Annotated in this window: 19 protein-coding genes and 1 pseudogene; 12 read left to right on the top strand and 8 right to left on the bottom strand. The window is 59.0% G+C overall.

The window, feature by feature from the left end:
* Positions 1-1,545: 1,545 nt before the first annotated feature.
* A complete protein-coding gene (locus AC54XV_RS20555) occupies positions 1,546-2,538 on the bottom strand; it encodes a GntR family transcriptional regulator (RefSeq protein ID WP_374754970.1) in 993 nt (330 codons plus the stop codon).
* A 347-nt stretch (positions 2,539-2,885) separates the two neighbouring features.
* On the opposite strand from AC54XV_RS20555, the gene AC54XV_RS20550 reads away from it, so the two are divergent.
* The 8 genes from AC54XV_RS20550 to AC54XV_RS20515 all read left to right on the top strand — a co-directional run bounded on the left by AC54XV_RS20550 (position 2,886) and on the right by AC54XV_RS20515 (position 10,749).
* A complete protein-coding gene (locus AC54XV_RS20550; RefSeq protein WP_024639275.1) occupies positions 2,886-4,259 on the top strand; it encodes an amidase in 1,374 nt (457 codons plus the stop codon).
* 76 nt (positions 4,260-4,335) lie between these two features.
* On the top strand, positions 4,336-5,217 hold the full coding sequence (locus AC54XV_RS20545) for a polysaccharide deacetylase family protein (RefSeq protein ID WP_496717188.1): 882 nt from the start codon (positions 4,336-4,338) through the stop codon (positions 5,215-5,217).
* 27 nt (positions 5,218-5,244) lie between these two features.
* Positions 5,245-6,585 (top strand): MFS transporter, encoded by a 1,341-nt coding sequence (locus AC54XV_RS20540; RefSeq protein WP_024659862.1) that lies wholly within the window; start codon positions 5,245-5,247, stop codon positions 6,583-6,585.
* 10 nt (positions 6,586-6,595) lie between these two features.
* Positions 6,596-7,357 (top strand): SDR family NAD(P)-dependent oxidoreductase, encoded by a 762-nt coding sequence (locus AC54XV_RS20535; RefSeq protein WP_032656816.1) that lies wholly within the window; start codon positions 6,596-6,598, stop codon positions 7,355-7,357.
* Positions 7,358-7,480: 123 nt separating this feature from the next.
* Positions 7,481-8,230 (top strand): SDR family NAD(P)-dependent oxidoreductase, encoded by a 750-nt coding sequence (locus AC54XV_RS20530; protein WP_058398682.1) that lies wholly within the window; start codon positions 7,481-7,483, stop codon positions 8,228-8,230.
* 22 nt (positions 8,231-8,252) lie between these two features.
* Entirely contained in the window at positions 8,253-8,552 is a 300-nt protein-coding gene (locus AC54XV_RS20525; RefSeq protein WP_003405362.1) for a hypothetical protein, read from the top strand.
* A complete protein-coding gene (locus tag AC54XV_RS20520; protein WP_011268747.1) occupies positions 8,549-9,556 on the top strand; it encodes a CobW family GTP-binding protein in 1,008 nt (335 codons plus the stop codon). The genes AC54XV_RS20525 and AC54XV_RS20520 overlap by 4 nt, the downstream gene beginning before the upstream one ends.
* A complete protein-coding gene (locus tag AC54XV_RS20515; protein ID WP_058398683.1) occupies positions 9,553-10,749 on the top strand; it encodes an ABC transporter substrate-binding protein in 1,197 nt (398 codons plus the stop codon). Before AC54XV_RS20520 ends, AC54XV_RS20515 begins: the two co-directional genes overlap by 4 nt.
* A 462-nt stretch (positions 10,750-11,211) precedes the next feature.
* Here AC54XV_RS20515 and AC54XV_RS20510 read toward each other — a convergent pair whose 3' ends face one another.
* A complete protein-coding gene (locus tag AC54XV_RS20510) occupies positions 11,212-13,635 on the bottom strand; it encodes a glucose/quinate/shikimate family membrane-bound PQQ-dependent dehydrogenase (RefSeq protein ID WP_058398684.1) in 2,424 nt (807 codons plus the stop codon).
* A gap of 440 nt (positions 13,636-14,075) precedes the next feature.
* On the opposite strand from AC54XV_RS20510, the gene AC54XV_RS20505 reads away from it, so the two are divergent.
* Together AC54XV_RS20505 and AC54XV_RS20500 are read left to right on the top strand one after the other, a co-directional pair.
* Entirely contained in the window at positions 14,076-14,303 is a 228-nt protein-coding gene (locus AC54XV_RS20505) for a VF530 family protein (RefSeq protein WP_003405366.1), read from the top strand.
* Between the two features lie 53 nt (positions 14,304-14,356).
* The gene (locus AC54XV_RS20500; RefSeq protein WP_011268743.1) at positions 14,357-15,016 is read left to right on the top strand and encodes a Pr6Pr family membrane protein; all 660 of its coding nucleotides are present in this window, start codon (positions 14,357-14,359) and stop codon (positions 15,014-15,016) included.
* 15 nt (positions 15,017-15,031) lie between these two features.
* On the opposite strand, the gene AC54XV_RS20495 is transcribed toward AC54XV_RS20500, so the two are convergent.
* From AC54XV_RS20495 to AC54XV_RS20485, 3 genes are all read right to left on the bottom strand, one after another.
* On the bottom strand, positions 15,032-15,799 hold the full coding sequence (locus AC54XV_RS20495; RefSeq protein ID WP_024660520.1) for a siderophore-interacting protein: 768 nt from the start codon (positions 15,797-15,799) through the stop codon (positions 15,032-15,034).
* Positions 15,796-16,386, bottom strand: a complete 591-nt coding sequence (locus tag AC54XV_RS20490; protein WP_003412958.1) for a PadR family transcriptional regulator — start codon at positions 16,384-16,386, stop codon at positions 15,796-15,798. The genes AC54XV_RS20495 and AC54XV_RS20490 overlap by 4 nt, the downstream gene beginning before the upstream one ends.
* Positions 16,387-16,473: 87 nt before the next feature.
* The gene (locus AC54XV_RS20485; protein WP_496718979.1) at positions 16,474-19,593 is read right to left on the bottom strand and encodes a transglycosylase domain-containing protein; all 3,120 of its coding nucleotides are present in this window, start codon (positions 19,591-19,593) and stop codon (positions 16,474-16,476) included.
* A 359-nt stretch (positions 19,594-19,952) separates the two neighbouring features.
* Between AC54XV_RS20485 and AC54XV_RS20480 the strand changes: the two genes are divergently transcribed.
* Positions 19,953-20,855 carry a hypothetical protein gene (locus tag AC54XV_RS20480; protein WP_058398685.1) on the top strand — a complete coding sequence of 301 codons (903 nt, stop codon included), beginning with the start codon at positions 19,953-19,955 and terminating at the stop codon, positions 20,853-20,855.
* A 140-nt stretch (positions 20,856-20,995) separates the two neighbouring features.
* Here AC54XV_RS20480 and AC54XV_RS20475 read toward each other — a convergent pair whose 3' ends face one another.
* The gene (locus AC54XV_RS20475; RefSeq protein ID WP_003405391.1) at positions 20,996-21,694 is read right to left on the bottom strand and encodes a hypothetical protein; all 699 of its coding nucleotides are present in this window, start codon (positions 21,692-21,694) and stop codon (positions 20,996-20,998) included.
* A gap of 228 nt (positions 21,695-21,922) precedes the next feature.
* On the opposite strand from AC54XV_RS20475, the pseudogene AC54XV_RS20470 reads away from it, so the two are divergent.
* A pseudogene (locus AC54XV_RS20470) lies at positions 21,923-22,171 on the top strand (hypothetical protein); the annotation flags it as partial.
* A gap of 46 nt (positions 22,172-22,217) precedes the next feature.
* Here the strand turns inward: AC54XV_RS20470 and AC54XV_RS20465 are convergent.
* Both AC54XV_RS20465 and AC54XV_RS20460 read right to left on the bottom strand, forming a co-directional pair.
* A complete protein-coding gene (locus tag AC54XV_RS20465; protein WP_011268738.1) occupies positions 22,218-22,883 on the bottom strand; it encodes a hypothetical protein in 666 nt (221 codons plus the stop codon).
* A 110-nt stretch (positions 22,884-22,993) separates the two neighbouring features.
* Complete coding sequence (locus AC54XV_RS20460; protein ID WP_057457067.1) at positions 22,994-24,124, bottom strand: OpgC domain-containing protein; 1,131 nt, start codon at positions 24,122-24,124, stop codon at positions 22,994-22,996.
* Between the last annotated feature and the right edge of the window lie 83 nt (positions 24,125-24,207).

Genomic DNA, 24,207 nt, shown 5'->3' with positions numbered 1-24,207 from the left:
CAGGCGCGAACTTGTTCGCGAAGAGGGCGTTGGGGCAGCAGAAATGTTGTGAATGTACAGGCCCTTTCGCGGACAAGTCCGCTCCTACAGAAACCGGGTTTCACACCGAGTGCGAGTTGACTCGTTTATAGCGTGGCATGCGCTGCCGGGCGCTACGAAATCGGACGCTTGTGCAGGCGCGAACTTGTTCGCGAAGAGGGCGTTTGGGCAGCAGAAATGTTGTGAATGTACAGGCCCTTTCGCGGACAAGTCCGCTCCTACAGAAACCGGGTTTCACACCGAGTGCGAGTTGACTCGTTTGTAGCGTGGCATGCGCTGCCGGGCGTTACGAAATCGGACGCTTGTGCAGGAGCGAACTTGTTCGCGAAGAGGGCGTTTGGGCAGCAGAAATGTTGTGAATGTACAGGCCCTTTCGCGGACAAGTCCGCTCCTACAGAAACCGGGTTTCACACCGAGTGCGAGTTGACTCGTTTGTAGCGTGGCATGCGCTGCCGGGCGTTACGAAATCGGACGCTTGTGCAGGCGCGAACTTGTTCGCGAAGAGGGCGTTGGGGCAGCAGAAATGTTGTGAATGTACAGGCCCTTTCGCGGACAAGTCCGCTCCTACAGAAACCGGGTTTCACACCGAGTGCGAGTTGACTCGTTTATAGCGTGGCATGCGCTGCCGGGCGCTACGAAATCGGACGCTTGTGTAGGAGCGAACTTGTTCGCGAAGAGGGCGTTTGAGCAGCAGAAATGTTGTGAATGTACAGGCCCTTTCGCGAACAAGTCCGCTCCTACAGAAACCGGGTTTCACATCGAGTGCGAGTTGACTCGTTTATAGCGTGGCATGCGCTGCCGGGCGTTACGAAATCGGACGCTCGTGTAGGAGCGAACTTGTTCGCGAAGAGGGCGTTTGGGCAGCAGAAATGTTGTGAATGTACAGGCCCTTTCGCGGACAAGTCCGCTCCTACAGAAACCGGGTTTCACACCGAGTGCGAGTTGACTCGTTTATAGCGTGGCATGCGCTGCCGGGCGCTACGAAATCGGACGCTTGTGCAGGCGCGAACTTGTTCGCGAAGAGGGCGTTTGGGCAGCAGAAATGTTGTGAATGTACAGGCCCTTTCGCGGACAAGTCCGCTCCTACAGAAACCGGGTTTCACACCGAGTGCGAGTTGACTCGTTTGTAGCGTGGCATGCGCTGCCGGGCGTTACGAAATCGGACGCTCGTGTAGGAGCGAACTTGTTCGCGAAGAGGGCGTTTGGGCAGCAGAAATGTTGTGAATGTACAGGCCCTTTCGCGGACAAGTCCGCTCCTACAGAAACCGGGTTTCACACCGAGTGCGAGTTGACTCGTTTGTAGCGTGGCATGCGCTGCCGGGCGTTACGAAATCGGACGCTCGTGTAGGAGCGAACTTGTTCGCGAAGAGGGCGTTTGGGCAGCAGAAATGTTGTGAATGTACAGGCCCTTTCGCGGACAAGTCCGCTCCTACAGAAACCGGGTTTCACACCGAGTGCGAGTTGACTCGTTTATATAGCGTGGCAGCGAGAGTGATCCAGCCCACCTCAACTCAACCGCGTCAGATACCCCGGCACTTCCTGCTCCGGCAATACCGACAGGACTTTCAGGCGTTGCAGCATGCGCTGCCGGGCGCGCAGCAGGTGTTCCTTGAGGTTCAGGGCGGCGGCGTCGAAGGCGCCGTGCAGCAGCAATTCGATGATCAGCCGATGTTCGGCCAGCATCGCTTCATCGGCGCCAATGCTCAGCAGGCGATAGAAAATCCGGTTGATGATCATCGGGCTCTGCGCCTGGCTGATCAGCATGGCGATCTTGCGGTTTTGCAGGCCGCCCAGGCATTGCTGATGCAGGTCGTCCTCAAGGCGCTCGATTTCCTCAAGGCTGCACTGTTCGGCGTTTTGCGCCTCGACGACCCTGGCCAGCATTGCCTCCAGGGTTTCGCGGCTCAGCTGTGGCGCCGTCTGGCGCAAGGCTTCGGGCTCAAGGCAGGCACGCAGTTCGTAGTCTTCAGTGATTTCCCGGGCCGTCAGCGGCCCCGCCAGCCATTGCGAGTAAGGCTCTTTTTCCACCAGGCCGCGATCGCGCAGACGCATCAGCGCCTCACGAACCACTGCGCGGCTCACTCCGTAATGCTGCGCGGCGCTCTGTTCATCCAGCCGGTAGTGACCAAACGCGATACAGGCCGACAATGCCGCACCGATCTCATCATGAATACGTTCGCCGAGCGGGCGGGTGTCGACCAGTTCTTCACTGCTGTCCAGCCCGAACTGCTTGTGGCTCAGGCTCAGGCGCAGCGGCTCGACTTCCTGCGCGTCAGGATTGACCAGATAACCCCGGCCGTCGAAACGGCTGATCAAGCCTTCTTCATGCAGCAGATTGAGCGCCTTGCGCACCGGCACCCGGCTGGTGCCGAACAGTTCTGCCAGCGGTGCTTCAAGCAGTACCAGTCCATTGGTGGCCGCGCCCGAGACGATAGCGTTACGCAACACCTCGCGGATCATGGCGTAGCGCGACGCGGTGCGCGGGTCCTCTTCTGACATCGGTTTCATACACTTCTGGCGGTTGACGGACGATTCTCGCACAGAAGCGCTGTTGTCACCTTGGCACACGTCCTTATGCTCGTTCATGGGGCCCCCGTTACTTTTTTGCACTGAAATGTACCTTTTATAAAAGATACATTATTTCTTTATGACGATCTGGTGCGCCGGCGAAGCTTTATCGCAACTGATTGATGCCTTTGCAAAAAGGTTTCTAGTACGGCGGTTCCAGCGCGAAAGGGCCATCAGCTCGATCGGGTCAGTGCGTCGCGACGTGCAGATTGGCATGGAACCTGCCTTTACTAAATGTACATTTTATTAATAAGTACATTTTTAAAGGTGTGATGTCCATGACCGATACCGGGAGTCACAGCGTTACCCGTGATGCCTGCGCACTGGCCGAGGATTTTGCTCAGGGGCGCAGTGACCCTGTGCAGGCTCTGGACAAGGCCCTGCAACAGGCAGAAACCGCCGATCATGTGTTCATTTCCATGAGTATCGAACGGGCACGTCGGGAAGCTGAAGCCTCTGCGGCCCGCTGGCAACAAGGGCAGCCATTGAGCCCCTTCGACGGCGTGCCCATCGCCTGGAAGGATCTTTTCGACGTGGCAGGCAGCGTCACGACCGCCGGCGCCGCGGTGCGCAACAACCTGTCGCCCGCGCTGCTGGATGCGCCGAGTGTCGGGCTGCTGGCAAGGTCCGGGATGGTCAGCCTGGGCAAGACCAACCTCAGTGAGTTCGCTTATTCAGGGCTGGGCCTGAACCCACATTTCGGCACGCCGATCAACCCCAACAGCGACAGCTCGCCGCGCATTCCGGGCGGTTCGTCTTCAGGTTCGGCAGTCGCCGTGGCCAACGGAACAGTACCGATTGCAATGGGCACCGATACCGCCGGTTCTATTCGTGTGCCGGCAGCGCTCAATGGCCTGGTGGGTTTTCGCAGTACCAGCCGCCGCTACAGCCGCGACGGCGTTTTCCCGCTGGCGCTGACGCTGGACAGCGTCGGGCCACTGACCCGCAGCGTGCGCGACGCTCTGGTGATCGACGATCTGCTCTGTGCGCGCAGCAAACCTTCATCGTTGATACCACGCAGCCTGGCCGGTCAGCGTTTTCTGCTCGATCAGGCGGTGCTGGAAGACGAGCGCGTCACGCCGGCCGTTCGCGACAACCTGTTGCGTGCCGTCGAAGCCTTGCGTGCAAGTGGCGCGCTGATCGAGGTCAAGCCTTGCCAGGCATTTCAGGCCACCTTGCTGTTGATCCAGCAACAGGGCTGGCTTGGCGCAGCCGAAGCGTTCGCGCTGCATCAGGCGTTGCTCGACAGCGACGCCGCCAGCCAGCTCGACCCCAGGGTTCGCAAGCGCCTGGAGGCCGCCCGTTCCATGCCGGCCAGCCTGCTGGTCAATCTGTATGCCGCGCGCGAGCGGTTGCAGGAGCAGTTGACCCTCGAACTGGACGGCGCGCTGCTGATTACCCCGACCGTGGCCCATGTGGCGCCGCCGCTCGTACCGCTGCTCAAGGACGACGATCTGTTCGTTCAAACCAACCTCGCCACGCTGCGCCTGACCATGCCCGGCAGCCTGCTGAACATGCCCGGCGTGTCATTGCCCAGCGGCCGCGATGCCTCGGGCCTGCCCACCGGGCTGTTGCTCAGCGCACCGGCAGGCGAAGACGCACGGCTGCTGCGTGCGGCGCTGACCGTGGAGTCATTGATCGCAGCCCCTTGAACACGTTTTGCAATGCCAACCGGCCCGCGTGCCGTACCGCGCGAAACCGATCTGATTAACCCGTGGGAGAACAACGATGGCCAAAGAAATTCTGTGTGCGTTTGGTGTGGATGTGGATGCCGTTGCCGGCTGGCTGGGCTCCTATGGTGGCGAGGATTCGCCGGACGACATTTCCCGCGGCCTGTTCGCCGGTGACGTCGGCGCGCCGCGTCTGCTCAAGCTGTTCGAGCGTTACGGTCTGCGCACCACCTGGTTCATTCCGGGGCACTCCATGGAGACCTTCCCCGAGCAGATGAAAGCCGTGGCGGATGCCGGGCATGAAATCGGTGTGCATGGTTACAGCCATGAAAACCCGATTGCGATGACCCCGGAGCAAGAGGAGATCGTCCTCGACAAGTCCATTGACCTGATCACGCAAATGACCGGCAAACGTCCGACCGGCTATGTCGCGCCATGGTGGGAGTTCAGCAACGTCACCAACGAGCTGCTGCTCAAGAAAGGCATCAAGTATGACCACAGCCTGATGCACAACGACTTCCACCCTTACTACGTTCGAGTGGGCGACAAGTGGACCAAAATCGATTACAGCCAACATCCGGATACCTGGATGAAGCCTCTGGTGCGTGGCGAAGAAACCGATCTGGTGGAAATCCCGGCCAACTGGTACCTGGACGATCTGCCGCCAATGATGTTCATCAAGAAGGCGCCGAACAGCCACGGTTTCGTCAACCCTCGGCACCTGGAAGAAATGTGGCGCGACCAGTTCGACTGGGTCTATCGCGAACATGAACACGCTGTATTCACCATGACCATTCACCCGGACGTGTCTGGTCGCCCGCAAGTGCTGCTGATGCTGGAGCGCTTGATCGAGCACATTCAAAGCCATGCTGGCGTCAAGTTCGTCACTTTCGACGAGATTGCCGACGACTTCGTGCGTCGCAACCCCCGTACCCGCTGATTCATTGCCCTGTCCGAGGCGTCACTCATGTCCATTTACAATAAGCTCGACCTGACCGGCTGGAAACCTGAGCAACTGACTCCGGAGCAAGTACGGTTCGCCACATGGATTGCGTTTTTCGCGTGGGTGTTTGCGGTATATGACTTCATTCTGTTTGGCACGCTGTTACCGGAAATCGGTCGGCATTTCAGCTGGAGTGAGGTCGAACAGGCCGAAATCGCGACCTGGGTCGCGGTCGGCACCGCGGTGGTGGCTCTGGCCATCGGCCCGCTGGTAGATCGCCTGGGACGGCGCGTGGGTATCATTTTTACCGTGAGTGGCTCGGCGATCTGCTCGGCGCTCACGGCCATCGGCGGAGCGTGGGGCAAGTCGCCCCTGATCCTCATTCGTTCGCTGGGCGGTCTGGGTTATGCAGAGGAAACGGTCAACGCGACCTATCTGAGCGAAATCTATGCTGCATCCGACGACCCGCGACTGACCAAGCGCCGTGGCTTCATCTACAGCCTGGTGCAGGGCGGCTGGCCGGTCGGTGCGCTGATCGCGGCCGGTCTGACGGCGGTGCTGTTGCCGGTCATCGGCTGGCAGGGTTGCTTCGTGTTTGCAGCGATCCCGGCCATCATCATCGCGATCCTGGCGCGCAAGCTCAAGGAGAGCCCGCAGTTTCAGATCCATCAACGCATCACCCAATTGCGCAAGAAGGGCGACCTCAGCCAGGCGAAGGCCGTGGCGCAGACTTACGGGGTGGATTACGAAGAACACAGCAAGGCCGGTATCGGCGCTGCCTTTCGCGGTTCGTCGCGTCGCGCGACCCTGGTGATCGGTGCTGCGATCCTGCTCAACTGGGCGGCCATTCAGGTGTTCAGTGTGCTGGGTACGACGGTGATCGTCAGCGTTCACCACATCTCGTTCGAGAACTCGCTGATCATTCTGGTGCTGTCCAACCTGGTGGGCTATTGCGGCTACCTGTGTCACGGCTGGATGGGTGACCGGATCGGTCGCCGTAATGTCATCGGCCTTGGCTGGATGTTCGGCGGCCTGGCGTTTGCCGGCATGCTTTACGGGCCGAGCAACATGGTGACGGTGGTCGGCTTGTACAGCCTGGGGCTGTTCTTCCTGATCGGCCCGTACTCGGCGGCATTGTTCTTCATCAGCGAAAGCTTCCCGACCAGCATTCGTGCCACGGGCGGCGCAATCATCCATGCCATGGGCCCGCTCGGTGCCGTGGTCGCAGGTTTCGGTGCCACATCGGTACTGAGCGCCGGCGGCGACTGGCAGACCTCGGCATTGTACTTCGGCGCAGTGCCTTGCTTCCTGTCGGGTGCGCTGATGTTCGCGGCTAAACACGTGCGACCTGAAACGGTGAAATGAGGAGCAGCACATGACGCGTAAAGTTGCAGTGATAACCGGTGCCGCCAGTGGCATTGGTCAGGCCCTGGCAGTGGCTTTTGCCCGCCAGGGGGTGGCGGTGGCAGGCGGGTTCTATCCGGCTGATCCGCATGATCCGGACGAAACCCGCAGGCTGGTGGCGGAGGCGGGCGGCGAATGCCTGATGCTGCCACTGGACGTGACCTTCACCGAGTCGGTCGATGACCTGGCCGCGCAGGCGGTCAAGGCATTCGGCCGCATCGACTACGCGGTTGCCAATGCCGGATTGTTGCGCCGCGCGCCGTTGCTGGAAATGACCGACGAGCGCTGGAACGAGATGCTCGACGTCGACCTGACAGGCGTGATGCGCACCTTCCGCGCCGCCGTCCGGCACATGGGTGAGGGCGGGGCGCTGGTGGCGATTTCCTCGATTGCCGGTGGTGTGTATGGCTGGCAGGACCATTCCCATTACGCAGCGGCCAAGGCTGGCGTACCAGGGCTGTGTCGGTCACTGGCGGTGGAGCTCGCAGCGAAGGGCATCCGTTGCAACGCGGTGATTCCCGGTTTGATCGAGACGCCGCAATCGCTGGACAGCACGAACTCGCTGGGGCCTGAAGGTCTGGCGCAGGCGGCCAAAGCCATCCCGCTGGGCCGTGTCGGCCGGGCGGATGAAGTCGCTGCGCTGGTGCGTTTTCTGTGCAGCGATGAAGCCAGTTACCTGACCGGGCAAAGCATCGTGATCGACGGTGGCCTGACCGTGCGCTGGCCCGAGTAGATCGATTCGGATCGGGAGCGTGCTCGCGAAGCGTTCAGTACAGACGCCGGGAATGGCGTGCCAGTGACTGAGCGTTCGCGAGCCATACGCCGTGATCCCCAAATCAACCAAGGAATCCGACCCATGCAGCAACTCAAACAAAAGCGCGTAGTGATCACCGGAGCCGGCAGTGGCATCGGCGCAGCCATCGCCCGCGCCTATGCGGCTGAAGGCGCGCGTCTGGTGCTGGGCGACCGAGACGCCGACAGCCTGGCGAAGATCGCTGCAGAGTGCCGCCAGCTTGGCGCGCAGGTTCAGGAGTGCGTGGCCGATGTCGGCAGCGTCGACGGCGCGCAAGCCAGCGTCGATGCCTGTGTCGAACAGTTCGGAGGTATCGACATTCTGGTCAACAACGCGGGCATGCTGACCCAGGCGCGTTGCGTCGACCTGACCCTCGACATGTGGAACGACATGTTGCGCATCGACCTGACCAGCGTGTTCGTGGCCAGCCAGCGTGCATTGCCGCACATGATTGCCCAGCGCTGGGGGCGCATCATCAATGTCGCCTCGCAACTGGGTATCAAGGGCGGTGCCGAACTGACCCACTACGCTGCCGCCAAGGCCGGGGTGATCGGTTTCAGCAAGTCCCTGGCGCTGGAAGTCGCCAAGGACAACGTGCTGGTCAACGCCATTGCGCCCGGTCCGATCGAAACCCCACTGGTGGCCGGAATCAGCAGCGCCTGGAAAACCGCCAAGGCCGCCGAGTTGCCGCTGGGCCGCTTCGGTCTGGCCGAAGAGGTCGCCCCGGTGGCGGTGCTACTGGCCAGCGAGCCGGGTGGCAATCTGTTCGTCGGTCAGACACTGGGCCCAAATTCCGGCGACGTCATGCCATGAGCAAACAGCCGGAGAACACCTGATGTGTGGATTGTGCGGGCTGTTGGGAGAGGACGTGCACTGGAGCGATCCGCTGGCGGCAGAACTGCCCCGGCGGCGTGAGCGCTTGCGGCGTATTGCTGCCATCAACAAGGTGGTCGCGCCGTTTCGTCTGAAGGTCGAAGATTTTCAGGGCGTTTCCTATCTTCTGCTCGGGGCCACCGGCAAGCAGGAACTGGCGACCGGTCTGGAGCAGCTCTGGCAGAAGGCCGAGTTGCTGATCGGCCGACCGCTGGATCCGCTTGATTCAGGTCTGCTTGATCATCTGCAGAGGTCATCATGAGCATTGCCCTGAATGTGATTACCGGCTTTCTCGGCAGCGGCAAGACCACATTGCTCAAACGCCTGCTGGCCGATGAAAACATGGGCGACACCGCACTGCTGATCAACGAATTCGGCGATGTCGGTATCGATCATCTGCTGGTTGAAGAGGTCGCACCGGACACCGTGCTGCTGCCCAGCGGTTGTGTCTGTTGCACCGTTCGCGGTGAATTGAAAGACGCGCTGCTCGGTCTTCTGGAGCGGCGTAATCGAGGTGAAATTCCTGCGTTTCGCCGGGTGATTCTGGAGACTACCGGCCTGGCCGATCCGGCACCGATTCTCACCACGCTGAGCAACGACCCGCAACTGCGCGGGCGTTTTCATATCGGCCTGATCGTCACGCTGGTGGACGCCTGCCACGCGACGCTGCAAGAGCGTCTGCATCCGGAGTGGCTGGCGCAGGTCGCGGCGGCGGACCGGCTGCTGTTGAGCAAGACCGATCTGGTCGACGAGTCGGTGCTGGATGGCCTGCGCGAGCATCTGCAAGCACTGAATTTTTCTGCGCCGCTGCTGGATACGGCGGATGTCCACAGCGGCGATCAGTTGTTGCTGGGCGAGGGCATGCGCAGCGACGAACCGGCCGCTGAAGTGACGCGCTGGCAACTGCACCGGGTACTGTCGACCTCCGCGCGGCATGGTGATGCGCAAGTCTGTTGCCTGACGTTCGAGCGCCCTCTGGACTGGGTCGGCTTCGGGGTGTGGCTGTCGATGCTGTTAAGATGCCACGGTGAACGAATCCTCCGCGTCAAAGGGCTGCTCAACGTGAACGACAATCAGGCTCCCATCGTGATTCATGGTGTGCAGCATTGCCTGCATGCGCCGGTGCACCTTGCCGCCTGGCCGGGCGAGGATCGCACCTCACGGCTGGTGTTCATCCTGCGCGGTCTCGATCCCGATCTGCTGCGTCGTTCGTTTGAAGTCTTCTCCGGCAGTTTCGCGCCGCCGCTCGGCGAGTCGTCAGCATGACCATCACCTTGCGTGTGCTGGGCACCTCCGTGACCCTGCTGGAGTCTTTGCGTGAGCGGGCCGAGCAGGAGCTGGGGATCAAGCTGGTCTACCAGATTCACGACGTGCAAACCGCGCAACGCATCGCGGTCATGCAGCCAGACAGCTACGACCTTTACGATCAGTGGTTTCATAACGTCGATTTCGTCTGGCCTGCGCGGGCGATTCAACCCATCGACACGCGGCGCATCGCGCTGTGGCACGAAATCAACGACTTGCCCAAGCAGGGCCGGCTGCGGCCTACCGATCAGCCTGGTAGCGGCAGTGTGCCCAGCGAGCGTTTGTTCGTGCAGCACGACGGCAGCCTGGGCAGTGCGGTGACCGAGCGCATCAGCATGTTGCCGCTGACCCATAACGCCGACAGCTTCGCCTATCGCCCCGAGCGCTTGCCGGATGGCTTGAGCTCTGCGGACGAAAGCTGGGGCTGGTTGCTCGACCCTGTATGGGGCGGGCGCATCGCCTTGCAGAGTGACGCGGCCATCGGCGCGCTGGATGCCGCCCTGGCTGTGCAGGGGGCGGGGCTGGCGAGCTTCAAGGACATCGGCAACATGAACATCGAAGAGATCGATCGGCTCGCTGATGTGCTGGTGCGCAAACAGCAGCAAGGGCATTTTGGTGCGTTCTGGTCAGGTGACGAAGAAGCCGCCGAACTAATGCTCAGCCCGAACATCGATATTCAGAGCCTCTGGTCACCGACCCTGGTCAGGCTGCACCGTGCGGGGGTCAAGTACCGCGTGGCGGTGCCCAAGGAAGGTTATCGCGGCTGGTTTGGCGGGCTTTCCTTGTCACGTCACGTCAAGGGCCCGGTGCTGGATGCCGCCTATGCGTACCTGAACTGGTGGCTGTCGGGCTGGCCCGGCGCAGTGATGGCGCGGCAGGGCTATTACATCGGCAATCCGGCACGCAGCCGTGATCACCTCAGCGCTGCCGAATGGGATTACTGGTACGCCGGCCTGCCTGCCCGCGAACAACTGCTCGGCAGCGATGGCTTGCCGCTGATCGACGCCGGAGAGGTCCGCGACGGCGGCTCCTACGAAGAACGCATGGGCCACATCGCCGTGTGGAATTCGGTCATGAACGAGCACAACTACCTGGTCCGCCGCTGGAACGACATCCTGCGCGCCAGTGACAAAAGCAGCGCCAAAGCGCGCTAGCCATACGCACTGGGGAGCGGACGCAGAACGTGCGCAACGGTAATCGTGTGAACCCTATCGTGCCAATGCTCCGCGTTGGCATGCATTTCGTGACGCTCTGCGTCACAGATCTGCGCCGCGCCGCACATTCAAGAGAGGACGCAGAGGGTCCGGAACGGCATTCCCACGCTGGAGCGTGCGGAACGATAGTCGTGTGAACTTTATCGTGCCAATGCTCCGCGTTGGCATGCATTTCGTGACGCTCCGCGTCACAGATCTGCGCCGCGCTGCACATTCAAGAGAGGACGCAGAGCGTCCGGAACGGCATTCCCACGCTGGAGCGTGCGCAACGATAGTCGTCTGGGAGAGCGCACAGATCCGCAGCCCTGCCTGGTAGCTGGCGCCACTGAAATCAAGTTTCAGTGGCGACAAAAAAAAGCGGCTACCTCTCGGTAGCCGCTTTTCATTGACCTCAGCAACGCATTACTTAGGCAGTTTGAACGCCATCACGTAGTCACCCTGTTTGGTGCCCAGTGAGCCGTGACCGCCTGCAACGACCAGCACGTATTGCTGACCGTCCTTGCCGGTGTAGGTCATCGGGGTGGTTTGCGCACCTGCTGGCAGGCGGGCTTCCCACAACTGCTTGCCGTTACGCACGTCATAAGCACGCAGGTACTGGTCAAGCGTAGCGCTCATGAACGCCAGGCCGCTGGCGGTTGTGAACGTACCACCCAGGCTTGGAACGCCCATGGTCAGCGGAAGCGGGATCGGCGAGCTGTCGCGCACGGTGCCGTTCTTGTGCATCCAGATGGTTTTTTGGGTGGTCAGGTCGACCGCCGCCACGTAACCCCATGCTGGCGCCTGGCAAGGCAGGCCCATCGGCGACAGCAGTGCTTCCAGGATCACACCATAAGGCGCGCCCTTGTTCGGCTGTACGCCTTCGGTTTCGCTCTTGCGGCCCGGGCCGCCTTCAACTTCGGCAGAAGGCACCAGCTTCGAGCGGAAAGCCATGTAGTTAGGATTGACGAAGGCGATCTGACGCACCGGGTCGACGGAAATACCGCCCCAGTCGAACACACCGAAGTTGCCCGGATAAACGATCGAACCCTGCAGCGAAGGCGGGGTGAACGGACCATCGTAGCGCAGCGACTTGAAGTCGATCCGGCACATCATCTGGTCAAACGGTGTCACGCCCCACATGTCGCGCTCTTTAAGGGGCGGCGGCATGAAGTTCAGGTCGGACTTGGGCTGGGTTGGCGAGGTGTGATCGCCCGCAACAGCGCCTTGCGGGACCGGCACTTCATTGATCGGCACGATTTCCTTGCCGGTGCTGCGATCCAGCACGTAGATGCTGCCCTGCTTGGTCGACGCCAGCACAGCGGGTTTGATGCCGTCAGCGGTTTTCATGTCCAGCAGGGTCGGCTGACCGCCCACGTCCATGTCCCACAGGTCATGGTGAGTGAACTGGTAGTCCCAGCGTACGCGGCCGGTCGCGATGTCCAGTGCAACCAGGCCCGCGCTGTACTTCTCGGACTCTTTGGTACGGTCGCCGCCCCATTGGTCCGGCGTCTGGTTGCCCATCGGCAGGTAGATCAGGCCGAGTTTTTCATCGACGCTGAACATGGACCACATGTTCGGCGAGTTGCGCGTGTATATCTTGCCTTCGGCGATCGGCGCAGTTTCTTCCGGATTGCCGCTGTCCCAGTTCCACACCAGACGGCCAGTGTGTACGTCATAGGCGCGGATCACGCCGGACGGCTCGTCCATGGAAACGTTGTCAGTGACGTGGCCACCGATAATCACCAGGTCCTTGGTGACCGCCGGTGGCGACGTGGAGTAGTAGCCGCCCGGAGCGAAGGTGCCCATGTTGGCGGTCAGGTCAACCGAACCCTTGTTGCCGAAGTCTTCGCACATCTTGCCGGTGTCGGCGTTCAGCGCGATCAGACGGGTGTCGGCAGTCGGCAGGAAGATTCTGCGCGGGCAGGCAGCACTGGCAGTGGCCGTGCCGTCGGCAGCCGGGACCGTCGGGCTTTGCGCCGGGGCACTGGCGGCATAGGCAGCGTCGTCATGATAGGTGACGCCACGGCAGGTCATGTGCGCCCAACCCTTGAAGTTGGCAGCGTTCTGAGTGCTGAGCTTCGGATCGAAGCGCCAGATTTCCTTGCCCGAATCCGGGTCAAGGGCGATCACCTGACTGTGCGGCGTGCACACGTAGAGCATGCCGTTGACCTTGAGCGGGGTGTTCTCGGCAGTGGTTTCACCCGGGTCATTCGGCCCCGGAATGTCACCCGTGCGATAGGTCCAGGCCGGCTCCAGCTTGTTGACGTTTTCCGGCGTGATCTGCGCCAGTGGCGAGTAGCGGTCACCGAACGCGGTGCGGCCGTAGGACTGCCAGTCGCCGTCAGGCATGGCCGGGGCGGTGTTGGTCGTGCCAGCCGTCTCGCGGTCCAGCTGGCCTTCGATACGACCCGGGTTAGTGAACTGGCTTGCCAGTGCGGTCAGGCCGGCCAGCACCACAGCGATGCTCAGTGCACCGGTGCCCATGCGTGCCGGACCGTTGCGCAGTAGCGGCTCGCGGAACCATGGCAGCAGCAACACGATACCCAGGGCGAACCACAGCGCCAGGCGTGGCACCAATTGCCACCAGTCGAGGCCGACTTCCCACAACGACCAGACTGTGCTCGCGAACAGCAGCAGTGCATAAAGGCCCAGCGCAGCCGCACGACCGGTGATCAACAACACGCCAGTTACGGCGAAACCGATACCGGCCAGCAGGTAATACAACGAGCCATCCAGTTGCAGCAGTCGGGCGCCACCGACCAGCAACGCCAGCCCCATCAACAGGATCACCAGCCCGAGCAGGGTCGGTAACAGGCGATTTCTATTTGAAGCACTGTCAGTGCTCATAATGCGAATCTCCGCGAGAAGTAAGTAATTGACATCTTGTTTTAAGCATCGCCTGCCTTGGCGCCATTCCTTGAAGCTGCTTGTTGAGACGAATCGCCGACGGTGGAATTAAACCGTCAGGCAGAGCGCGGTTGCACGTTCGGTCGCGCGGTCATCGAGTCGTAGACCCTTGCCGCCCGAATTCGTGCATAGGCTTTTGTCCGAAGGAACATCTGCAGAAGGGGGAATCTTCAATCCTTAACCCGGCAATGATAGGGCGCTAACAATTTTTCTAAAAGCGAAAAACCTGACATGGATCATTGCGAGGCCGGCAATAGTGCTGCAGGCCGACTGTGTTTTATCAAGGCGTGGCGCTTACAATGGCAGACTTTCGGAACGCACCTGCGTACTCCGGAGATCCGTTCAGGTTCGTCTCTTCTTCATCCGTTTCAAGGCTCATCATGACAACACCTCACTCTGACCCGTTGCACGGCGTCACGCTGGAGCAGATCCTCAGCGCGCTGGTCGAACATTACGAATGGTCCGGCCTTGCCGAGCGCATCGATATTCGCTGCTTCAAAAGCGATCCGAGCATCAAGTCCAGTCTGACCTTCCTGCGCAAGACACCCTGGGCGCGGGAGAAGGTCGAAGCGCTGTATGTGAAGTTGCATCGCAGCAAGGGCTGGTAACAGACCCGCCAGAATAGCTTGGCACGGAGGCCGGCACTCAAGGATACCGATTGATGCTCAGCGAACATCCACCACCTGCGCAGGGACAGCGCTATTACGCCCTCGTGGCCGCTTGCCTCGGCTGGTCGGGACTGGTGATTCAGCTTTACCTGATCCTGATTGGCCGTTATGCCGATCACGCCAGTCTGCTGGGTGGGCTGGTACGCTTTTCAAGTTTCTTCACCGTACTGACCAACATGCTTGTAGCGGTCGCGCTGAGTTGCGCCCTGACGACACAGCAGTCGGCAGGCCACCGGTTCTTCCGGCATCCGGTGGTATGCGGCGGCATTGCGGTAAGCATCGCGCTGGTGGGCATCGCCTACAACATCCTGTTGCGCCACTTGTGGCACCCGGAAGGCTGGCAGTGGGTGGCCGACGAACTGCTGCACGACATAATGCCGCTGGCGTTCGTGATTTACTGGTGGCTGTACGTGCCCAAGGGCGCGCTGCGTCTGGGCCATGTAGCGCTCTGGGCGATCTATCCGATCGTCTACTTCGCCTATGTCCTGCTACGGGGCCACATGTTCGGTGATTACCTGTACCCGTTCATCGATGTCGGTACGATCGGTTTTCCGAAGGCATTCATCAACGCGCTGGGTGTACTGCTCGGTTTCGTGCTCATCGCATTGTTGTTGCTGGGCGTCGATAAACGGGCGTCTCGTCGCACGCTGTGAGTCGCCCGGTCCTGCTCATTCTTCAGTGCTGTCCAGCTTCCAGTAACCGGCAGCCTTGACGAATTCCTCTTCCAGGCCGAACTCGTCGAGCAGTACACGACGTAGCTTGCGTGACAGCGCGGATTCGGTCGCGACCCAGGCGTACAGCTTGCCCTCGGGCATCTCCAGGCGCCGCGTGACGTCCAGCAGATTCTGTTCGCCGCGTACAATCCAGATCACGTCGACCTGTGCGGCGCTGTCGAACACCTGCTGTTCCTGCGGGTTGGCCACCTCGACCACCACCAGCGCAGCGCGGTTGGCGGGCAGCGCTTCGAGGCGTCGGGCGATGGCGGGAATGGCTGTTTCGTCGCCGATCAGCAGGTAGCTGTCGAACATGTCCGGCACCACCATCGAACCCTTTGGCCCGGCGATGTGCAGGAATTGCCCGGGCGCTGCCTGAGCGGCCCAAGTGGTCGCCGGGCCTTCGCCATGCAGCACGAAATCGATATCCAGTTCCCCGGTTTTTTCGTCGTAGCGACGCGGCGTGTAATCGCGCATCGGCGGGCGCGGCGTGTCCTTGTCGCCGGCAGGGTTGAGGTTTTCCAGCGCGGCCTGTTGTTCTGCCGTCTGCGGGAAGAACAGTTTGACGTGGTCATCCGTGCCCAGGCTGATGAAACCCGCCAGCTCCGGCCCCTGCAAGGTAATGCGGCGCATCAGGGGGGTCAGTTCCGTGACCCGCACCACCTGCAGCTTGCGTCGCTTGATTTCATGCATGACACGATGGATTGACTGCTGTGAATTCATGCCGACTCCTCCGAGGCAGGTTGGGGCCCATCGACGACCGCCCTGGCCGTGCTGTTGAGCAGTTCGCTGACCCGCAGAATCTCTTCCGGGCTCCAGCGGCCATGGTGCATCTGCAGCGCGTGGCGCAGGTTGTGCACCGCTTCATGGATTTCCGGCGGACGGTCATGGCCGCGCAGTGAGCGCTTGCTGACATCGATGCGCATGCGCACACCTTCCAGCGCCACGGCCTGATCTTCCAGGGATTGGCGACCCGCATCGGTGACGGTGTAGAGCTTCTTGCCGGCCTGGGCATCGCCGACCACCATTTCGCTTTCTTCAAGAAACGTCAGGGTGGGGTAGATAACGCCGGGGCTGGGGCAGTACGCACCCTCGAACAGACCTTCGATCTTGCGGATCAGGTCATAGCCGTGGGCAGGCTGTTCGGCGATCAACGCCAATAGCAGCAATTTCAGATCGCCAGGGGCGAAAACCCGAGGGCCACGTCCACCGCGTTCGCGGCCTGGACGTTTTTCAAAACCGTCGCGATCTTCACCTGCTTCACGAAGATGCGGCGGACGATGGTGGGGTGGATGTTTATCTTCACGCATGTTTTTGCTCTCTGGTTACAAGTTAGATATACCTTAAGATGTATCTTATTGTAATCACAGAGCTGGCAGACGAGCGGTCATTGCCGCTCAGACACCCTTAGGCGCATCGGCGAGCGGGGCATTGCACATCGCCTGTCCGTGGTTTTCCAGGTAAGGCGTTAGGATCGGTGCCATGCCTTTGAGCACCTGCACCGGCAACGCCGAGGTGAAACGAAAGCCCTCGGCAGCGCGTCCCGGTACGAACGCCGTGAGCGCGCCAAAGTGGTTGTCGCCGATATAAAACACGAAAGTCGCCGTGCGGTTGATCGCCCTTGAGCTGAGAATGCGCCCGCCGGCACCGACGCTTTCGATCCTGTTGTCGCCGGTGCCGGTCTTGCCGCCCATCGCCAGCACACTGCCGTCCTGCATCTTGAACGTGCCTTGCACGCGTTTGGCCGTGCCGCCGTCCACCACTTGCGACAAGGCCTCGCGCATTGCCGCGGCGACTTCCGATGGCAACACACGCTTGCCCAGCTCCGGGTTGATGCTCAGTTGAGTGTCATAAGGCGTGTCGGCGGCAAAGTGCAGACTGTCGATGCGCACCGCAGGCAGGCGGATCCCATCGTTCTGGATGATGCCGATCAGCTCGGCAAGCGCCGCCGGACGGTCTCCCGAACTGCCGATAGCCGTCGCCAGCGAAGGCACCAGGTAGTCGAACGGATAACCCACACGTTGCCGGCGTTGCTCGATGTCCAGAAACGCTTCGACCTCCATCATGGTCCGCACCCGGCTGTCGCGCGCGCCTTTGTGGCGACTCTTGAACAGCCAGCCATAGACTTCCTGACGTTCGTAACGACTGGCGGCCACCGCGTCCTTGAACTGTGCTTCCGGGTGCTTGAGCAGGTAGCCCACCAGCCACAGTTCCAGCGGATGGACGCGGGCGATGTAGCCTTGATCGGGCAGGTCATAAGTGCCCGGACCGTAACTCTGGTACAGATCGGCGAGACGTTTGTCGGTGAGTTTCGAGCTCGCCCTGGGCTCGTCCAGGTGGGCGCGGATGAACGCGTTAAATGTGCCCTGATCAGCGCCCGGCAACAGGTAACGGTGTACCGCAGCCAGGCGGATCGCCGTCGGGTGAATGCCGTCGAGGAAGGTGTCGAGCCGCTCCTGCGTGGTCTTTTCCTTGTAGCGTTTCCAGAAGCGCAGCAGGAATACCGTGCCTTCGCGGTCGGCAAACTGCGCCAGGTATTCCTGGCGGCGCGGGTTGTCATCATCCTTGAGCAGCTCGGCGCTGTTGTTGGGCGCCTGATAGGTGCTGTAGCGCACCACATCGCGCATCAGACGAATGAACGGCAGGTTGATCGACTCACGCAGCGACTCGCGCAGGGTCGGAATCCGCTCGTTGTCTTCGCGCCGGAAATTATTGAAACGGTGCATGCCGCCACCGGTGAAGAACGCTTCTGCGGGGCTGGCCGAATAGGTGCGGTCGAGTGCGGCCGAAAGCATCTTCGCCAGGTCACGGTCCTTGTTCAGCAGCAGATAATCCACCGCCCAACGGGTCAGCCGATCCGGTTCCTCGACCGGGACTTTGCGCAACTGCGCAGGGCTCAAGCCCGAATAGCGCCCATGCAACTCGGCGATGATCTCCAGATACGTCGTCAGCACGCGCATCTTCGCCGTCGAGCCCAGCTCCAGCTTGCTGCCTTCGTTGATATCGAACGGCTGATCGGTGCTGTCGGTCTGGACCCTGACCCGCGAGCCATCCACGCCGCGTTCAAACAGCGTGAAGCTGTAGCGCACCTGCGTTGTGCTGGCCGGGGTCAACAGGCGCTCGCCCATCAAACCGGTCTTTGCGGCAAACTCAGGGTTGGCCAGGTCACGCAGGTACTGGCTGACGCTGCGCTGCAATTCGCCATGCAGGGTGCTGGTGGCGGACAGGTCGAGACGGTCGAGGTCGTAAAGCGGGCGATTGAGCAGATTCGACAGGCGAGTGCGCGCGACACTGATGCCCTTATTGGTTTCGATGGGCTGCAGGGTCGGTTGCTGCGCCCAGTCGCGGTAGGTGACCTGGGCTGCCAGCGCGGCATCGGCCAGCGGTCGGTCGATGACGTTGGCCTGGGCCAGCAGGCGGATGTGGCTGTCGGTCAGCTCTGCCAATTCCTGGCGTCCCTTGGCCAGATAGTGCGACGGGCGACGTTGGGCGATTACCAGTGAGAGCACTTCACGCAGCGCCAGCGCCTTGTCGGCCAGCGCCTGTTTATTGCCCGGATTCGAAGCCAGTATCTCGTTGGTTTTGCCGAAGTCTGCGCCGAACCACACCCGCAGTCCTTCGGCCAGACCATGCACCTCGCCATGCCCCGGCACCGCAGACAGCGGCACGCTGTTCAGGTAGTCACGCACCACTCGCTGGCGCACGGCGAGTGTCTCGGTCCCTGGCTGATAGGCGCGAACGCTGGCAGAAATCATCTGCCGCAGCTTTTCCGAACCCGACAGCGTCAGTCCGTCTGGGGAGTGACGGTATTTTTCCAGCTGAGTGGCCAGCGTGCTGCCCCCAGCCGACTGGCCGGGGAGGGCAAACATCTTCGCCAGTTGCGACCAGGCGGCTTTGACAAAACGTGGCCAGTCCACCGCAGGGTTGGCCATGGGCTGCTGCGGATCAAGCAGATCACGGTTTTCGATAAACAGCAGACTGTTCACCAGCATCGGCGGAATGGCGGCGAAGGTCGGGTAAAACTGCTGTGGGTATCTGAACTCGTACAGCGGCTCGTTTCGGCAATCGGTGATCGACAGCCCGGCCTGGGTTTTTTCCTCGTAAGGCACGAAAAAACCATGCCGGACGTAACGCAACAGTTCCGGCGAAAACCGGGTCTGACGCGTAATCACATAATCGCGCTTGAGCAGGCGCGAGAGGAATTCATCCATGGATGAATAGCCCAGGCGCCGGTCGAACGGCCCGTCACCGGGATACACCACGTCATGACTAGGCCCGGGCTGCATTGAATAACCCAGGCTCGCGGCAAAGCGGCTGAATTCCCGCGCCTGAAGCCTGGAGGTCCTGCTCTCCACGGCCACCGCAACGCCCAATGCAACCCCGGCTAACACCACCACGACCCAGAACACCCGCCATCCGTATCGCTTGCGACGCGGATATTTGGGCGTACGAGGATCATCCTCACGATCAGCGGATAGCGTCTCTTGCTTGCTATCGGAATGCCGAAATGCGCCCATAGTCGATTGTCCGGTCATCCTGTCAAAGCACCTGACCCAAGCTTAGACGCTGGATGGGATTGTGGGAGGGAATTGTCTGGTGGTTTTCGAGCCGCTCGGAGGGGCTGCTTAGACGAGCCTAGCCCGCGGGTTGCTTCTTCAGGCACCAAGCCTGATTGAAAGGGGATCGGTCATGGACAGGCGTTCGTGAAGCAGTTTTCAAACTGGCTTTTAGTTTTTAAAGTCTGATCAGTTATTTGTAAGACCTTTCCGATAATTGTTTCAAGCGCTTGATCTTGGAGGTAACAGTTGATTACGTCCGATTTTGTCAGTGGCAATGATGCCCTGGGTAATCAATCACTACTATCGAGATCAATAAAATGAAATACAAGAAGAGCAGGGCGGGTCGTACGTTTGTGTCCGGGCTATTATTGGCAATGTCTTGCCATGCAAGGGCGCAAGTAGAGGTGGCACCAGTTATCACTGAACCGCCCATGCCGTCGGAGCAGACTGCACAAAACCAAAATCATTCGATTCCTGTGGTGCTGTCGGACAAGATTCATCAGATCAGTAATGTTCTGGAAAGCACAACGGCGGTCCATCAGTATGGATTCACTGCAGTACGCGGCCAGAATGTTTTGATTACGACGCCGGACAGAGACTATAACCAGAAATGGCGGCTTGAGTATCAGGTGGACGGCGGGCAATGGCAGTCCAAGCGTCACTCATCGGCAGAGAGAATCAAAGCGCTCAACCCTGGTTCGCAAGTCAATATACGTATCGTTGCAACTGACGGTGCCAAGTTTGATACGGCTGACTATAAAGTAGTATTTGGCTCTTTTCCTCATATGCAGTATGACTTGCACCATGAGAAAGGCTTCAGATTGATTCCGTATGGTTTTACCGATCCTCCTTTTTTGGCGACTCAAGCACTTACAAATGCCATGCTGGAAGCTACCTTTACAGACAGCAAAGCTTTTCCATTAGAGGGCGGGGTGCTAGACTTTTTTCTAGGTGTAGAAAGCGACGCTGGTGTGACGTATACCTCGGACAGTTCTGGGAAGATCATGCAGTTGATAACGTTCGGCCGATGTGAAGGCGGAAAGCTTGCTGATAACTTTACTCATTACAGCGAAAACGGAAGAGAAACTTGGAGTACACGCTATCAATCAAAATCCTACTGGGCTAAAAATGTGCTGCCGGAACAATTGGCTGACAAGCCGCACAAATATAATTTCGGTCATATTTGCAAGCGGTGGTTAACTAATTGGTCCAGGAATTGATCTAAGCTTAAATATTCTGCCTGGAAATATCCAGGCAGAATATTTTCCATTTCTGCAAGCAAGGCTGCCGCGCCTGACAAAAAATGCCTTTTCCTGTTGCTGAAAGATTAGGGCTCTGTAGAGTCCTAATCGTGTATAAGTCAAGCGTGAATGTCAATTATGGACCTGTGCTCATCCTCACGCTTCGGCGCATTACGCTCCACTTGATAAAGAATCGTGTTGATGAAATTGCCGATGTGGTTGCGGCTGAATACCTGTCCGTAGTCAATAATCTTGCTGTAATTCTCCAGGTTAAGCGTGTGGCGGTTGTCAAGCTTTTCCGTATATTGGTCTACGAGTTCCATGACGCTTTTAGCATTCTTTCGTAGGTCGTCTTTCAGTGACTGGCGCTCGTTCAACTTCTCGGTCAGGTAGGTGAATTCTGCGGGGGTGAGTACACCGTCGGGATCTGTAACCTGAATGGCCTCGTTGAAACCCAGTGTGAAACCAAAATGCTTATTTGACAGCTCCAAATTTAAATAAGGAAGCTGTTGTTTGAATTCGTGGTAATTGTCGAACATGCGGCACATTTCTGCGTTCGATGTTTTAATTAGCTCCTTCAGGTATTTGTCTCTAAGGTCATCAATATCTTCTTTGGGAAGCCTCTTGTAGAATGATGCGATTTCACCTCTTGAGTTTTTTGTTAGCCACGGAGAGTCCTCATAGCGGTAGAATTCTTCATTAGGGTTGCGTTGTTTTTCGACCGTTTGAGCATCTTTTTCTGGGCGTGCCTCTAGTGAGGTTATTTGGCGGGGAAATGGCTGCTTATAAATAGTGTTGGTAGGGGAGTTGATGTTCATTTTGAAACGCCCTTCGCTGTTGGTGACAACTCTCTAACGGCATTGCGCTGAAAAACTTTTCCTGTTTGTTGCGTAGGACTTTTCCTAGAATGCAGATGGGATAGTTTTTTGTAGGAGGTTTCTGTATTTTCAGCGCGAAGGGTTGACTAATTGATTCAATATCTATTGCGTCGATGTTGTCAGTAGCAACCTGCCTCTGCATAATTTTTGAGAATACCTATGGGCATGATTGCAATAAGCGACTCCAACGGCTATGCCTCTCAGTGTATCGAGTTCGGACGCTGCTGCGGAGGCTTGGAGGCCCAAGACTTTGTGCACAAAAAAAGATGTTTTAATACATGACGGAGTTACTACAAAATTGCTGGTTATATCGTGCATATTTTTTCGTTGGGGCCAATGACAGCGACCCCTCGTATCGTCTTTATGGGGCATATTTGCACACAAACCGTTGTACGAGCTGTTGCTCCTCGCGGTTAACGTCTAACTCAGCCTGGCGAATCATTTGTCTCGCCAGACTGATGTTTCATACCGCCAACGAAATATACGAGAAGTCCCGTTTTTCAGCATTACTTTGAACTTGATTTATCCATTCGTCCTGCATTTTTTGTACGCTGGTGTTCATGATCTTGCCATAGTCGATCACGTCTTGAAAATTACTGATATCCAGCTTGTATCGGCCGCCAAATGTTTCATGGTCGTGGTCCACCAGGGTCATGATGGTCTTTGCATGATGTTGTATTTGCTCCTTGAGTTCTCTGAACTCGTTGATGGCGTGGGTAAGAACTGATGTGTCGTTTGCAGTCAGGCTGTTATCGTAGTCAATTATCTTGATGGATGCACTTTCGGTCAGTGTGAAGCCAAAGTTTTTACGTGCAATGTCGGGGTGGGTTTCTTGCAGTTCTTTTCGAAAGCTATCATAGGTGACATTTACCAGCGCAAGCTCCAGCACGTCGAGTCTCTTTTTGTGAGCTACGTAGTCAAGCCTGTTTGTGATGTGTTCGTTGATCGACTCCAATAACCACGGCTCTTTCTGATCGTCATAGAATACTTTTTTTTCTGTCGCTTTTTCGTCAGATGCAATGGCCTCTTGAAGACTGATGTCTTCTGTCGGATCAACGTTCTTAACACCGGTTACCAACGCGGACTGTTGCGGGATGTTTGCCGGATTTGGAATTCCATTTATGTTCAAAGCATTGCCCTCTCTTTGGTCTCATACCGGATAGCGGCCAGTTCCTGAAAAACTTGGCCTGACAAACCAGTAGGAAATCTCCGAGAGGGCATGCAAACGTGACGCTGTTCTCAAGTTGGCAACAGGTGTGGCGATGTCCCTAGGCGTTTATTCAACTCCAGCCCATTGGCCATCAACATCATCAACCCCAGGCCGACAATTGCGGTCGTCACTTGCATGGGCCATGTATCGCCTGCCAGTGCATTGGCCATGTCAGCCAACGGGGCGAGCAGGACGCCCAGGCAAAAGACTTCCAGTGAATAGCGGCCCATGCGACAGGTCTGGCGCGCAGGCCAGTTTTCCAGCCAGGTGCTTGAGGTTGGCAGCAGTCGGGCGACGACGTAGACCAGGGCAAGGAAGTGCAGTAACCGGACGGGCGCAAGATCGGTCTTGCTGATCGGGTAAAGGCTTTCAAGGTGCAGGCTGGAGACCAGCGCGGCGTGCAGCCCGGGCCATTTTTCGCTGAAGGTCAGGATGCCTGCGATCAGCACGTAGATGGCGGCCAGCATGAACAAGGGTTGCTGGCGCAACGGAGGGCGCTCAGCTGTCGTGGCTGTTTCGCTGCGCAACGCGCACGCACCGCCGAGCACGAACAGCAGCTGCCAGGCCACCGGGTTGAAGTACCAGACACCGCCGCCTTCGTAGGCGCGCAGGTTCCAGCCCAGTAACGGCACCATCAGGTACAGGGCAATCGACAGGCCGACGGCCACTTCGAGTTTGCGCAGCATCAGTGGCAAGGTCAGCGGCAAAGTCAGCAACAGCACGATATACAGCGGCAACGGGTCGGTCAGGTTGGGTTTGAAGCGCAGCAGCAGTTCATCGGCCAATGCCTGTTGCGGGTTGCCGACAAAGTATTCAAGGCCCATCTGCTGGACCATGTCGCGCGTCTCGACGTGATTGTTGGCGACGAAGACGATGCCCATCAGCAGGGTCAGCAGAAAGATATGCACCACATACAGCACCCAGGTCCGGCGCAGGATCCGCACGCCAGCCACCAGCATGCCGTCACGTCGAGCGATCCGCCCGTAGGCCAGGATCGAGGCGTAACCGGCGAGGAAAACGAAGATTTCCGCCGCGTCGCTGAAGCCGAAGTTGCGTACAGTCAGTTGCGCCAGAGGATTGTCCGGCACGTGATCCCAGAATATGAAGATCAGCGCCAGGCCGCGAAAGAAGTCGATTCGATGATCGCGTCCGTTATTCATAACGGTGGACTCTTGAAAGTGCGAATGAGTAAAGATAGGCCACAGAGGCTCAGGTTCCTGGCCGGCGACCAGTGACGTTCGGC

This window comes from Pseudomonas fragariae (ex Marin et al. 2024) (assembly GCF_059621105.1).
The sequence above is the reverse complement of the archived record's forward strand: the minus strand, read 5'-3'. Positions and strand labels throughout refer to the sequence as shown.